Source organism: Chromobacterium sphagni (assembly GCF_001855575.1).
GTDB classification, from domain to species: Bacteria; Pseudomonadota; Gammaproteobacteria; order Burkholderiales; family Chromobacteriaceae; genus Chromobacterium; species Chromobacterium sphagni.
Map to the genome: position 1 here is coordinate 228,483 of NZ_MKCS01000004.1, position 13,587 is coordinate 242,069.

At 61.9% G+C, this 13,587-nt stretch carries 12 protein-coding genes; 9 read left to right on the forward strand and 3 right to left on the reverse strand.

The window, feature by feature from the left end:
• Positions 1–3: 3 nt before the first annotated feature.
• Complete coding sequence (locus BI347_RS21605; RefSeq protein ID WP_071117066.1) at positions 4–621, reverse strand: TetR family transcriptional regulator; 618 nt, start codon at positions 619–621, stop codon at positions 4–6.
• A 104-nt stretch (positions 622–725) separates the two neighbouring features.
• Here BI347_RS21605 and BI347_RS21610 point away from each other — a divergent pair, with 104 nt between their 5' ends.
• From BI347_RS21610 to BI347_RS21625, 4 genes are all read left to right on the forward strand, one after another.
• A complete protein-coding gene (locus BI347_RS21610) occupies positions 726–2,099 on the forward strand; it encodes an MATE family efflux transporter (RefSeq protein WP_071117067.1) in 1,374 nt (457 codons plus the stop codon).
• A gap of 75 nt (positions 2,100–2,174) precedes the next feature.
• Positions 2,175–3,386 carry a M24 family metallopeptidase gene (locus BI347_RS21615; protein WP_071117068.1) on the forward strand — a complete coding sequence of 404 codons (1,212 nt, stop codon included), beginning with the start codon at positions 2,175–2,177 and terminating at the stop codon, positions 3,384–3,386.
• A 316-nt stretch (positions 3,387–3,702) separates the two neighbouring features.
• Entirely contained in the window at positions 3,703–4,521 is an 819-nt protein-coding gene (locus BI347_RS21620) for a hypothetical protein (protein WP_139167294.1), read from the forward strand.
• Positions 4,522–4,648: 127 nt separating this feature from the next.
• Complete coding sequence (locus BI347_RS21625; RefSeq protein ID WP_071117070.1) at positions 4,649–5,200, forward strand: hypothetical protein; 552 nt, start codon at positions 4,649–4,651, stop codon at positions 5,198–5,200.
• Positions 5,201–5,409: 209 nt separating this feature from the next.
• Here BI347_RS21625 and BI347_RS21630 read toward each other — a convergent pair whose 3' ends face one another.
• The gene (locus BI347_RS21630; protein ID WP_071117071.1) at positions 5,410–5,673 is read right to left on the reverse strand and encodes a hypothetical protein; all 264 of its coding nucleotides are present in this window, start codon (positions 5,671–5,673) and stop codon (positions 5,410–5,412) included.
• 321 nt (positions 5,674–5,994) lie between these two features.
• Here BI347_RS21630 and BI347_RS21635 point away from each other — a divergent pair, with 321 nt between their 5' ends.
• The 4 genes from BI347_RS21635 (at position 5,995) to BI347_RS21650 (ending at position 11,299) form a co-directional block, all read left to right on the forward strand.
• Positions 5,995–6,771 carry a substrate-binding periplasmic protein gene (locus BI347_RS21635; RefSeq protein ID WP_071117178.1) on the forward strand — a complete coding sequence of 259 codons (777 nt, stop codon included), beginning with the start codon at positions 5,995–5,997 and terminating at the stop codon, positions 6,769–6,771.
• A gap of 174 nt (positions 6,772–6,945) precedes the next feature.
• A complete protein-coding gene (locus BI347_RS21640; RefSeq protein WP_071117072.1) occupies positions 6,946–7,536 on the forward strand; it encodes an Ntn hydrolase family protein in 591 nt (196 codons plus the stop codon).
• Positions 7,533–8,417, forward strand: a complete 885-nt coding sequence (hslO, locus tag BI347_RS21645; protein ID WP_204378125.1) for an Hsp33 family molecular chaperone HslO — start codon at positions 7,533–7,535, stop codon at positions 8,415–8,417. The genes BI347_RS21640 and hslO overlap by 4 nt, the downstream gene beginning before the upstream one ends.
• A 212-nt stretch (positions 8,418–8,629) precedes the next feature.
• A complete protein-coding gene (locus BI347_RS21650) occupies positions 8,630–11,299 on the forward strand; it encodes a M9 family metallopeptidase N-terminal domain-containing protein (protein ID WP_158020838.1) in 2,670 nt (889 codons plus the stop codon).
• A gap of 383 nt (positions 11,300–11,682) precedes the next feature.
• Here the strand turns inward: BI347_RS21650 and BI347_RS21660 are convergent, their stop codons facing one another.
• Complete coding sequence (locus BI347_RS21660) at positions 11,683–12,756, reverse strand: patatin-like phospholipase family protein (protein WP_071114522.1); 1,074 nt, start codon at positions 12,754–12,756, stop codon at positions 11,683–11,685.
• Positions 12,757–12,858: 102 nt separating this feature from the next.
• On the opposite strand from BI347_RS21660, the gene BI347_RS21665 reads away from it, so the two are divergent.
• The gene (locus tag BI347_RS21665) at positions 12,859–13,581 is read left to right on the forward strand and encodes a GAF domain-containing protein (RefSeq protein WP_071117075.1); all 723 of its coding nucleotides are present in this window, start codon (positions 12,859–12,861) and stop codon (positions 13,579–13,581) included.
• Positions 13,582–13,587: the final 6 nt, after the last annotated feature.

Genomic DNA, 13,587 nt, shown 5'->3' on the forward strand with positions numbered 1-13,587 from the left:
CCGTCATGCCTGGCGCTGCAGGCTGGATGCGTGCGGCAAGCCTTGCAGCGCGCCGCGCAGAATGCGCTCGCAGTGTGGCTGCACGCTCGCTCCGCCTTCCAGCAGCTTGTATAGGCCGTCGAACAGGCTGCCCAGATAATCGGCGCACAGCATGACGTCCAGCGTGTCAGGCAGTTCGCGCTGGGCGATGGCGCGCCGCAGTTGGCGGCGGATGTAGTGCATGGACAGGCGGTCCACCACCTTGCGCCGGCGCAGCACGCTGCGGTTTTCCTCGTTGCGCTCGCACTTGAGGTAGAGAATTTCAAACACCCGCTGCGGCGAACCCGGCTCCAGGAACTGCGTCAGGTAGTAGCAGCCAGCGGCCAATAACGTGTCGCAGGCCGAGTCCTGCTGGGCGGGGAAATGCAGCGCGTCCAGCGCGAAGGCGCGGTCTATCATCGCCCGGCATACTAGCAGCTTGTTGTCGTAATGGCCGTATACTGCGCCGCGCGACACGCCGGCGGCGTCGGCGATGTCCGCCATGGTGGCGTTGGCTATGCCCTTGGCCAGAAAAACCTGTTCCGCTCCGTCCAGAATGGCGTCCCGGGTCTTCTGCGAGTCTTCCTTGGTTTTGCGCGCCATCTTGCCCCTTCCAGTCGTTTGCCGCATTGTGCCGGAAAATAATTAATCACGCATGACTGATTAAATGTTAGAATGGTAGACACTACTATCTTTCAATCCTTCCCATGTCTCACTCTCACGCACACACCCGCGATCTGGATACGTTGCCGGTCTCCACCTTGTTCTGGCGCTACGCCATTCCCTCCATTGTCGGCATGTTGGTGACCGGCCTGTACGCCGTCATCGACGGCATTTTCGTCGGCCACTACGTCGGCAGCCACGGCCTGGCAGCGATTAATCTCGCCTATCCGCTGGTGATGGTGCAGGTGGGCCTGGGCGCGATGATCAGCATGGGCGCGGCCACCCGCATCGCCATCCAGCAGGGCGCAGGCCAGGAGCAGCAGGCCAGGGGCACGCTGCTGGCGGCCTTGCTGCTGCTGGCGGTGCTGGGCGCCGCCATTCCGCTGTTGGGGCTGCCCAATCTGCAAAGCCTGCTGGGCTGGTTGCGGGCGGATGTCCAGCCACAGGTGGCGGAGCAGGCGCGCGCCTATCTGTGGTGGATGCTGGCCGGAGGGGTGCTGACCATGGGGCCGATGCTGTTGACCTACCTGGTGCGCAACGACGGCAAGCCCAGGCTGGCAACCGCGCTGATGGTGCTGGGCGCGTTGCTCAATATCCTGCTGGACTATCTGCTGGTAGGGGTGATGGGCATGGGACTGGCCGGCGCGGCCATCGGCACGCTGCTGGCCGAGGCGGTAGTAGTGGCGTTGGGCCTGGCTTACTTCTTCAGCCGCCATGCCGCCTTGCGTCTGAGCCTGAACGCGCTGAAGCCGGATATGTCCGGCCTGTGGCCTATTCTTGCGATGGGGGTGCCCAGCTTGTTGATGGAGTTGAACCTGGCCCTGCTGCTGTATTCGCACAACTATCAGTTGCTGGCATGGGGAGACGACTTGAGCGTGGCGGCGTATGCCGTGGCCGGTTACAGCGAATCGCTGTTTACCCTGGTGATTCACGGCCTGGCGGTGGGGATGCAGCCCTTGCTGGGCCACGCCACCGGGGCGGGGCAGCCTGAGCGGGCGCGCGAGGCTTTGCTGCATGGGGTCAAGGTGGGCCTGGGCATAGGCGTGGCGGCATTGGCTGTGGTGCAGCTGTTCCCGGCCTGGATCGCAGGCTGGTACAGCGACGGCAGCCAAGACCTGATAGACGCCGGCAGCCGCGCGCTGCGCTTGCATCTGCTGGCCATGCCGCTGGATGGCCTGGTGGTGGTGGGGTGCACCGCGCTGCAGGCGATGGCGCTCACCCGGCTGGCGTTGGGCGTCACCATAAGCAAGACCCTGCTGCTGCTACCGGCGCTGAGCTTGTTGCCGCTGTGGCTTGGCCAGAATGGCGTGTGGCTGGCGATGCCGCTGGTCAATCTGCTGCTGGGCCTGCTGGTGGGCGGCCTGCTGTGGGCCCAGTCGCGCCGCTTGCGGGATGCCAGACTGATCGAAGCCGCCTAGCGGCCTTGTAAACGGAATGTGAAATTGAAATGAACATGCCATATTGATATCTCAATCATGTAACTGGGAGCCGGGATGGCAAACTTCGCACAGGACCGCCATCAGGAGATGGCGCGGCGTGATCAGTTGCTCAGACACCGTCTGCTGGAGGCGGGCATACGGCAATACGTGGCCAGCAGCGCCGATAGCATCTACTACCTGTCCGGCATCAGCTACGAGCCGCTGGAGCGGCCGTTCTTCCTGTTGCTGGACGCCGACAGCGGCCGCCGCGCCTTGCTGGTGCCCCAGTTGGAGCACGCCCACCTGAAAGAGGCTTGGGGCGTGGCGGCGGCGGACATGCACAGCTACCGCGAATATCCGGCCCCGGCCGGGGAGCGCTGGCAAGATGCGCTGACCCCTTTGCTGCGCGACAGCTTCGTTTTCGACCCCGCCACGCAGCTGCATCTGGCTGAATTTCTGCAGTCCGTCGGCGGGCGTGCGGGCGGGGATCTGGAAGATCTGCGCATGATCAAGTCGCCGTGGGAGATCGCCAAGCTCGAGCTGGCGGGGCGTTACGCGGCGCAAGGGGTCAATCAACTGTTGGAGGGCGTCTACGACGGCGTTTCCGTGGCGGAAGGCTATGCCAACGGCCAACGGCTGTTGCGCCGCATCATCCGCGACGAGCCCGACTTCGACCCCTTGAGCACCCGGGTGCTGCTGGCACCCTGGCCGGCGCCGCTCAGCGCCCAGCCGCACGCGGTTCCGCAATTGTCGCAGCGTCTGCAGGGCGGCCCTCATGTGGTGATTTCGGTGGTGCGGCTCGATGGCTATACCGCCGAGTGCGAGCGCACTTTCTTTACCCGGCCGCCCACGGCTGCGCAGCGCGAGCGTTTCGAGGCGATGAGCCGCGCCCGCCAGCTGGCGATGTCGATGCTGCGGCCGGGAGTGGCTTGCGCCGAGATAGACGAAACCGTCAGCGATTTTCTGCGCGATCAAAGCTTTGGCGACTGGCATCTGCGCCTGCATCGCTGCGGCCACGGACTGGGCCTGGGCAACCACGAGGCGCCCTGGCTGGCGCAAGGCAGTGCGGATGTGCTGCAGGCTGGCATGGTGGTGTCGATCGAGCCTGGGATCTACCTGGCTGAGGAGGGCGGCTACCGGCACTCGGACACTTTGGCGATCACCGCCGACGGCTGGCGCAATCTGACAGGCTTGGCCACGGTGGCGCTGGACCGGTTGGTGATTTCCGGAGTCAAGCCCGCGATGCGAATGAAGGGTTATCTGGTGCGGAAAATGATTGCCGTCTAGCTGCGGGATACATCCGGCAAGAGGGTAATGTCATGGTGGATTTTTGATGGATTGATGCCGGCGTTGCAAAAGGTTTGAGGGACGGGTGCGAGTGGGTGATTTATTTCCCCGTTATGATGCTTTTATTGTTTTTTGTTTTTACTTGCCATGTTTCAGCGCTGATTTTCTGAATTGTTTATCTGAAAATATTAATCGAATATTTGATTGAACTTGTTGGGATTGTTTTTGGCCAGTCTTTGACTGGCCTTTTTGTCGTTGCCATGATTCAAACGTATGATTTATTCTGCCTACCATTGGTCCTCATCCGGATGATGTCATGATTTCGGATGATGGACCCGCTGAGAGTTTATTGTCGAATCGAAGCGAGGCAGGCATGTCTGAAATGGGAAAGTCTGAAATCGTTGATCCAGTTACGCTGTCGGAGGAGAAAAGGCAGGAGTTGGTCGATGATTTGTATCGGGTGCATTGCGATATATTCGATGGCGTCAGCAAGACGGATTTCTCCGATTACGTGGTGAATTCGAAAGCCCGCCGCACTAATATCCTCATCCATAAAAATGCCGATGGTCAGCCAGTGGGGTATTGCGCAATCCACTTTTTCGAGCAGGAACTGGATGGGCGCGACGCGACCGTCATTCGCATGGAGGCCGGGTTGATGCGCGCCTATCGCGGCAGGAACCGCAATGCTCCCTTTGTGTGCCGGCAGGTGCTGGGTTACCGGCTGAGCCATCCGGGACGACGCATCTATTATCTGGGCGCCTTGGTGCATCCTTCCAGCTACATGCTGCTGGAGCGCTACGCTTCCCGGATATGGCCCAACGCGGGCGCGCGACAGGGAGGGGAGTATGGCCGGGTGATTGGCCAACTGGCGCGGCTGTTCGGCCTGCAGCCGGTTAATCCGGCGGTGCCGGGAGTTGTGCATGTCGGCTGGCAAACCCGTGACAACGAGCGCGACCGCCATTCCTGGCTGCAAAGTCCCAGCCGGGCGGCGCAGTTCTATATCCGGCAAAACCCTGGCTATCTCGATGGCCACGGTCTGTTGACCCTGGTGCCGGTCACCTTGGGGTGCATGCTGCATGCCGGAGGGCGCTTGCTGGTCCATCGCTTGAGCCTGCTGCTGCCGCGCACGGCCTGATTGCGTGTCGAAACCTGATTGAAGTGACGTTGATGCACGGTTTACAAATCCTCCGGCCGGAAATGGAAACTGCAGGCGATTGGCTGGGTCCCAATTAAACCCGCATTGAAAACGGAGATTAAAAATTATGTCTTTGACTACAGATTTTCTGGAAAATCCGCAAGGCTTCATGCGTTCGCAGGCGATACTGATTCCGGCCCAAGTCTCTCCCGGAAATGGCAAGTATCAATTTTCCGCGCAAGGCGCGCATGCGGCGGTATTGCAGTCCACTGCCGCCAGTCCGAATATCCCTGGGTTCTACGCGCATCCGGTAGCCAATAATATCAACCTGTTTGTATTGCCTACCCAGCAGCCGGCAAGGTATTACATGTTTACCGATGGCATGAATGGTTGCCAGTTTTTGGCATATGGGCCGGATCGGCAGCATATTACCGTCGAGCATAACAACTTCATCAGCGATCCGGCGCGGTATGCAGCGCGCTTGGCGGAGGTGATGGCGCAAAGGCATGCTTATTTGCTTCATATCAGCCCCTCTGGCGTCAATAATATTCCAGCGGGGCAATACAATAGCCAGCAGGGGGTGAATATCGTTGGAGAATATGCCCAAGCTAATGGTTGGCGCTTCTGGGCGCGGGATCGGGTGGATCAGAATCAGGGCGCGGTATACGGACCGTTATAGTTAAGACTGTGGGCTTGAGGGGCCGGTGTCTGCGTCAGAGCAACTGCTGGCTCTGTTCTTTTGCGGCTCCGGCTGGCGGTCCGGCATGTAGAAAGCCAATTGCGCCAGCGTAAGGCTTGAAAGCAGACACCTCCGCATTTGCGGAGGTGTCTTTGTTGCTGCTGGCGGGCCGGAAACGGGATTCGCCTGTCGATGTGTTTTCGCCCGCTCTAGAAAGCTTCGGCATTGACGGGCATATCGACCAGCGACGGCCGGCCCTCACGCGAGCGGTCGATGTGTACAACCTGCATTTTTGCCAAGTCTTTCAGGCGGCGGCGTAGCGTGTGAGCGTCGGTTGCGCCTTCAACAGCGCCAAAGACCTCAAGCGGCGCGGATTCGTTTTTCTCCTGAATCTGCTGCTTCTCAAACCAGGTCAAGGGACGCTGCAGAATGGCCTCCAACGGCTCATCCAGATCGAAGTTGCTGTCAAGCATGGCACTCACCTCTTTGGAAGAAGGGGTCTCCGCCGCTGGCTCATGGCGCTGGGCGGGCTGAACTTTGCCCTTACATCATATGCGGTTTGAGGGGGTTTGTTTATAAGTAGGTTCCTCTAGCGATGGCATAAATATCAGGAATAACAGTCCCTTATCAAGCTGTCCGTCATCGGTCCGCCCAGGGGGCTGGCGCCTGTCATGGCAAGCCATGCACCCAGGGTGGCGGGGCTGGCTGTTGCGCCGGGAAGTGGGGTCGAGTTTGGCGCTTAGCATTCGTGACGGATGGCGATTATGCTGAAGAAAATCAATATGGGATGCGCCATGGCGACTCGCCTGCTGTTGTGTTTTTTCCTGCTGTGGTCCGCGGCGCCAGCAGGCGCCGCCTCGCCGCCGCTGTCGATTTATACCGACGAGTGGCCGCCCATCAGCTTTGCCGAAGGCAATCAGGTGAAAGGCATGGCGGTGGATCTGGTCAATCTGATCCAGCAAAGGCAGGGAGCGGCGCAGCCGGTGCAGTTGCTGCCCTGGGCCAGGGCTTACAGCTATCTGACCAGCCGGCCCAACGTGCTGCTGTTCGTGCTGGGGCGTACGCCGGAACGCGAGCAGATGACGACCATGGTGGGGCCGGTGGCGCGTTCGGTGATCAATCTCTATTGCCGCAAGGGAGAGGCGGAAAAGATTCGGCGGATCCATGGCGATTTGCTGGACCTGCCTGTCACCGCTTTTCGCAGCAGCATCTTCCTGGCGATGGCGAAAAAGCATGGCTTTCGCAATATCGTAGAGAGCGCGGATCCAGAGCAGTCGGCCTTGCTGCTGCATTCGGGGCGAGTCGAGCTGTGGTCCGAGGGTGATAGCGTGGTGGACAGCGTGGTGCGCAAGGCGGGTTTGCCGCCTGATGCCGTCGAACTGGTGGCCCCGCTGGAGAAGATAGACCTTTACTTGGCTTTTTCGCTTGGCACCGATAGGGACACGGTGCTGGCCTGGGAGCGCGTCTTGCGCGAACTCAAGCGCGACGGCAGCTTTCGTAAGCTTTACCAGCGCTGGCTGCCGGGCGCGCTTCCGCCAATGCAGGTGGAGCGGATAGGTGTGGAGCCATAGCAGAACGCCTGATCCACACCGCGCCCGCGCTGCATGGCTGGCCGCCGCTATGGTATATTCGCCGGTTCGGCTTTGCGCCGGGGGTTTGAAAATCCGCCATTTGGCCCTATCTCGAACCGATATGCGGCTGAGCGGGCCGATTTTCTTCATCTATCTATAGACAAGGTGTGCCGCATGACAACCATTGTGGCTGTGCGCAAGGGCAATCAGATTGCCATCGCCGCCGATAGCCAGACCACTTTTGGCGATGACCAGAAGCTCTTGGCGCCGTACGACTGTTTCCACGACAAGATTTTCCGCCATGGCGACAGCTATCTGGCGGTATCCGGCTCCGCCGCGCACGACCTGGTACTGCAGGGCGCCTTGAAAGACCTCAAGAAAAAAGACCTGAGCAGCCGCCAGGGCATTTTCGACACTTTCCGCAAGCTGCATCCCAAGCTGAAGGACGGTTTCTACCTGAGGCCGGAGGAGGATGAGGAAGATCCGTACGAATCCAGCCAGATGATGGTTGTGATCGCCAACGCCCACGGCATTTTCGGTGTTTACCCGATGCGGGAGATCTATGAATTCTCGCGCATCTGGGCAATAGGCTCGGGCCGCAAGTTCGCGATGGGCGCCATGTACGCGGCCTATGACCAGGACCTGTGCGCCAGCGAGATCGCCGAAATCGGCGTGCGCGCCGGCTGCGAATTCGACGTCAGCTCCTCGATGCCGATGTCCATCTATACCGTAGAGTTGGCCGCCAACACGGCCAAGGAAGCATGAGCATGAACCAACACGATAAACTGCAACGATTCCTTTTTGACGGCGCGCCGGTGCGCGGCGCATTGGTGCGTCTGGACGGCGCCTGGCAGCAGGTGCTGTCGCGCCGCGCCTATCCGCAGGCGCTGAAGACCATTTTGGGCGAGATGATGGCGGCCTCGGTGCTGATGGCGGCCAATCTGAAGTTCGACGGTACGCTGATCCTGCAGATTCACGGCACCGGCGCTTTGAAGCTGGCTGTGGTGGAGTGCAACAACGATCGCACCGTGCGCGCCACCGCCAAGTGGGACGGCGAGCTGGAAAACCTGCCCTTGGCCGAATTGCTGGGCAACGGCGGCCGTTTCGTGCTGACGCTGGAGCCTCGCTTGGACAAGAGCCAGACCTGGCAAGGCATCGTGGCGCTGGAAGGCGACTCGGTGGGTGTGATGCTGGAAAACTACATGCAGCGCTCCGAACAGCTGGACACCGCTCTGGTATTGGCCAGCAGCGACAGCGCCGCCGCCGGCATGCTGCTGCAGCGGCTGCCGGAAGGACATGGCGAAGCCGAAGGCTGGAACCGCATCAAGCTGCTGGGCCGGACGCTGAAAGCGGAAGAACTGCTGGAGCTGGACGCCGAGGACATCTTGCACCGTCTGTTCCATGAGGAGCAGGTGCGGGTGTTCGAGCAGGAAGGCGTCAGCTTCAACTGCAACTGCTCGCGCGAGCGGGTTGGCGGCATGCTGACCATGCTGGGCGGCGAAGAAGTGGGCGACGTGCTGCTGGAGCAGGGCAGCGTCGAGATTGTTTGCGACTACTGCAATCAGCACTATGTGTTCGACGAGGAAGACGTCAACCAGCTGTTCGATTACGACGTGGCGGCCGCGGTGCGCGAAGCCCGGCATTGAGCAGAGGCGTTTATTTTCAATAAAGCCGCAAATGCGGCTTTTTTCATGCGCCATTTCTTTGATATTCGGCGTGAAAATTAACAACATCGTTTCATTGTTTAAGATCACAACCTGACCTTAAACGCAATTCTCAATATCCGCTCCATCCATTATGCTTCGGCACGCATGATTGAAAAATCATGCGTCATTTAACAAAGCAAATGGATGACCAGATGAGCACAATAAAAACCCTGGGCCGGCATCGAGCCTTGGGACTTTCCGTGATGGCCTCCGCCATGCTGGCAGCGTGCGTGGGGACCGGCGGCGGCGATCAGGCCGCCAACACCCAGCCGGCGCCGCAAGCCAACCAGCCGACTGCCCGTTATTCCTCGCACTCGCCGGCCCTGTCGGAAAAACCGGACTATCCGCACGGCCTGCCGCCGTCGGCTCCGGATGCGGGCAACGCCCAGCCGCCCGCCAAGCCGCAAGGCCCGCAGCAGCAACAGGCGCGACGGTTGGCCAAGACGCAGTTGGCCGCGCCCAAATACGCCGACTGCGACGGCTCCAAGTTCGGCCAATTGGCCGGGCAGGACCTGGTGCGCTACGTGGCCAGCGTGGACGGTACCTGCGTCAACCGCCTGTTCCAGGCAGACGCGGCCAGTTATCGCGCGGTGTCGCCAGCCAATATGAAGCTGCTTGCTGCGGAAGCTCGCGTCCGCGCGGCGGCATGGGATGGCCAGAACGCCAATGGCCTGTGGCCGCTGGCGGTATTCCTCAAGGCCGGCTACTTCCTGCAGTATAGCCATGCCAAAGAAGTGGGCGATTACGGCGCGGCGGTGGATCAGCCGGTGATGCGGGTGGTGGAAACCATGGTGGCCAATCCGGCTTTGTGGAACACGCTGGCATTGGATGGCGGCGGCGACGCCGACAGCTGGTACCGCGAACGCGACGCGCGCCAGAGCGTGGCGGAAACGCTAATCCTGGCCGACTCGGTGCGCAAGGCGGATTATGCCCTGCCGTTGCTGAGCCGCTTCTTCGGCCGTTACAACGCGGCGGTGAAAAACAACTGGGCGCGCTACGCGCTGCACCCGATGCAGATGCTGCTGTTCAATATGCACTACCAGCCAGATTTCGCTCAGAAAGTGCAGCAGGGGCAGCTGGACGGCCTGGCGGCCAGCCTGGCAGGGCTGACTCGCGCAGGCCAGCCTGCCTTCGCCGACGAGCAGATGTTCCTCAACACCCTGCGCGAAACCGGCCGCTTCATGCAGTATCCGCGCACAGCGCCGCTGGCCGAAACCGCGGTGGCGCAGCATCTGGGAGGCGAGAAATTCGGCGCCGCCTGGGCCGAGGCTGTGTACGCGCTGAAGAAGATGGGTAAGGTGCCGTGCGAGCGCTACAACATCTGCCAGGCGGAGCAGGAGCTGCGCGCCAGCCTGTTCCCCAATCACTGGAGCTTCGACAACGGTAATCTGGTATTCGAAACCCCGCTCAGCCTGGCCGAAGTGGAACCGCTGTATTACGCGATGAAGCAGGTGCAAACCCAGCTGTTCCGGGTGGCAGGCACCAGCCAGCCGGTGCCGGACGATGCCAACGCCAAGCTGAGAATGGTGATCTACGGCAGCAAGACCGGCTACCAGCGCTTCCAGGGCCTGCTCAATGAACTGTCCACCGACAACGGCGGTATCTACATCGAAAAGGACGGCACCTTCTACACCTACCAGCGCGAAGTGCCGAAGGAAAGCTACCTGACGCTGGAAGAGCTGGTGCGCCACGAGTACGTGCACTACCTGTCCGGCCGCTTCATCCAGCCCGGCATGTGGGGCACGTCGGAGTTCTACCGCGACGACCGCCGCATGCCGTGGTACGACGAGGGCTTCGCCGAATTCATGGCCTGGAGCACGCCGCGCGATGGCATCAAGGTGCGCGGCCACGTGGTTGACGTGGTGGCGGGCGGCTGGCCGGACAGCTTCCTGGTGCCGGCGAGCATCATGCGCTCCAGCTACAGCGACGGCTGGGACTTCTACAGCCATTCCGCGCTGTGGTTCTACTACCTCAACCAGCAGCAGCCTGGCCGCATCGCCGACATCCTGGCCGCGCTGCGAGGCGACGACGTCAAGCGTTTCGACGCGCTGGTGAAGGAAATGGGCGGCGATGCCGCGCTGACGGCAGGCTTCCGCAGCTATGTGGATCAGCAGGTGGCTTTGGCCAAGGCCGATCAGCTGGGCAACACCTCCACCAAGGAGGGCGTGGACTGGCTGGCGCAGGATAAATGGCAGGCCGGCGATGCCGCCGCAGTGGAGTCCGCCATGCGGCGCTACCTGCCGGTGGCGTGCCAGACCTGGGCCGATGGCAAGGACAGCGCGCTGCGCCGCTTCGAGTGTTCGGGCAGCCTGCCGCTGAGCGCCGGCAATACCAGCCAGGCGCGCCAGGAGCTGGACCGCGTGCTGGATGGCGCGCTGCAAAACCTGGTGAAGAACGCCGGCGTCAACAACCTGATCGCCACCAACTGCGCCGCTACCGACTACGACTTCAAGCGCAAGACCGCCGCCTTGCGTTGCGAAGGCCCGCTGGGCAAGGGCGGCGTCCAGCCGCAGCCACCTCAGGACGGCGAACTGGGCCTGGCCAAGACCAGCTACGGCAGTCCGGTGCGCTGTGTGCGCAGCCAACTGCAGGGCGTGGGCGGCGTGGAGCGCTACCAACTGGTGCAGGCGCCGCAACTGGGCCGCGCGGTGGTGGCCGACTGGGGAGCTTTCAACTACCGCCGCGACGCCGACCAGCCGGGTGTGGCAGACCGCATGACGATACGGCTCAGCAAGGGCTCCATGTCCCGCGACGTGGTGGTGGAGCTGAACGCCTCGCCGCGAAATGTGCCGGAAGATCAGTGCTGGGCGCAGGCTGGCTGAGTCGGCCTGCTGTCTGAGATAAGCCAAAGCCGGGTTCGCCCGGCTTTTTTCTGTCCGCCTTAGTTTTTTGCCATTGCAAGTTGGGCTGCGAGCGCTATGCAGGATAGGGAGCAGAAAAGGGAATGGCGCTTGCAAGCAGTCTGCGCGGTATCGATATCCTGTTGCTGATTTTATGGACGTATGCGCTGGGCGGAGAGATGCGGACGGCGTACGAGTGGTATTTGCGCGCGCGGTCCATTGGCGTGGGTGTCATATTGGCCTGCACATTGCAATGGATGAGGGGGGCGCTTGGCTGCTGGTGGCCTGGATGGGCCAGGCCCGGGCAGAATAAAGAGAGCAGGCGGTGAGGTGGGCGCAAAGCCGAGCATGCCCGGCTTTTTCGTTTACAAAGGCTGCACCGGGATCGAGCCCGGCTTCTCCAGCCATTCCAGAAACGCGTCTCCCAGGCGCCCGCTTTCCGCGCTGGCGGTTTTCCAATGCCCGCGCCGCTGGGCGTCCCGTCCCAGATAACGGTGGAAATCCTTGCGGTCCGGCAGCTTGCCGGTGGGCAGTTGCGCCAGATACTCGCGTGACGGCGCGATCAGCACGGTATTGGCCTGGTTGCTGCCGCTGGCCTTGCGCCAGGGCAGGGACTTGTCGAACCAGCCCGGCACGATGCGGTCGGTGAAATGCGGGTACAGCGCGATCTCGTCCCGATGAGCGAAAGGGAAGTCGATGTGATAGTCGGTAAGGCCGCCGTCGCGGTAGATGGCCTGAGGCGCGTCCGGCAGCTGCACGCCGTGCAGGAAGCCGGGAATGGCCACTGTGCCCATCAGCGCCTGCCGCAGATTGGCGGCATTCAGCGCCAGCAACTGGGTGGGAATCGCATCCTCCGGCTTGAAGCGCAACGAACTGCGCGGGTCGTGGCAGATCACCCGGCTGAAACTGTGCCGCAGCAACGGCCGCGCAACCATGTTCAGCGCGGCGGCCACCGCCAGGCCGGACAGCAGCGCCGGTTTGGCCTCGCTGTTGGCCAGGCCGTGGGACTGCACCAGCAGCAGGCTCAGCCGGTAATGCGGATGATCCAGCAACCTTTCCAGTCCCTCGATGCCCAGGATGTCGTCCAGCATGGCGCGCGTCTGCGCGGTGATCTGGGCGGTGGTGACGCGGCTGGAATAGCTTTCTTCGGTATAGCGCTCCGCCAGCCGGGCCAGCGCTTTGGCCGGGTCCGGCTGCATCGCGCAGGCGAAGCGCCAGCCGCCTATCGACGCGCCCACCAGTTCGCGCTCCCTCGGCGCGCCGGCCAGCCATTCGAATATCGCCTGATCCAGGCCGGTCAGGCCCACCGCCTTGGGGCCGCCCGCGGCGCCGGGGAGGGTGCCGACCTGTTGCGGCTGAAGGCCGTGTTGCAGGAGTTGCCGGGCTTTGACGCCGGCCTTGATGGTGAGCGCCGGGCGGCGGATATGAATGGCTGTCATTAGGATATAAGAGGTCGAAATGGCGAAGCGATGCCGGGTTTGGTATCCTGTTAGGTTTCGAATCGAAGCGCATCGCAAATGCGCCGCTGTTCAGGAGTCCTCATGATACCCGCAAGCCAGCTGACCGACTATCTGCGAGAGCAGGCGCTGAATCTGGATGTCACGGAATTGCAAATCGCCGTGATCACGCTGCAGGCCGTTCTCAGCGTCGACAAGCCCGCGCCGCGCCGCGACCTTTACCGCTATCGGGTGCCCAAGCTGGGGGAGGGCGGCAGCTGCTCGCTGATCCATGAGCTGGACGACACCCCGTACGACCTGTCGTTTGTGTTGGGCGGCGAATCCCCGGAGCTGACCGCCGCACTGGTCAACCTCAATGCGCTGGTCGATTCGGTAAACGCCAAGATCGGCGCCAACTGGCTGGGCATCTACCGCAAGATAGGCGTGGGCAAGGACGCGATCCTGGTCAAGCTGGCTTACCAAGGCGTGGAGAGCCGCGCCGAATTTCCGCTGACTGAGGCTTTTGCCGAGCACAGCAACAACAGCCGCGTCGGTCTTACCGGCTGGGCGGTGGTGGTGGACGACGTGGCGCAGTGGCGCGCCGAAGGCGGCGGCTACTATGAGTGCGATCCCAAGGTGAAAAGCGAGGTCTGCCTGCCGGTGCTGGGCCGCGACGACAATGTGCTGGGCATCATCGACGCCGAGTCGTTCGAGCCCGGCTATTTCACGCCTGAGCGTCAGGTATGGCTGGCCGCGCTCGCCATCGTGCTGGCGCCGCAGCTGGCCGCGCTGCCGCCGCTTGAAAAACCGGATTCCCTCCCCAACTAAACCGCA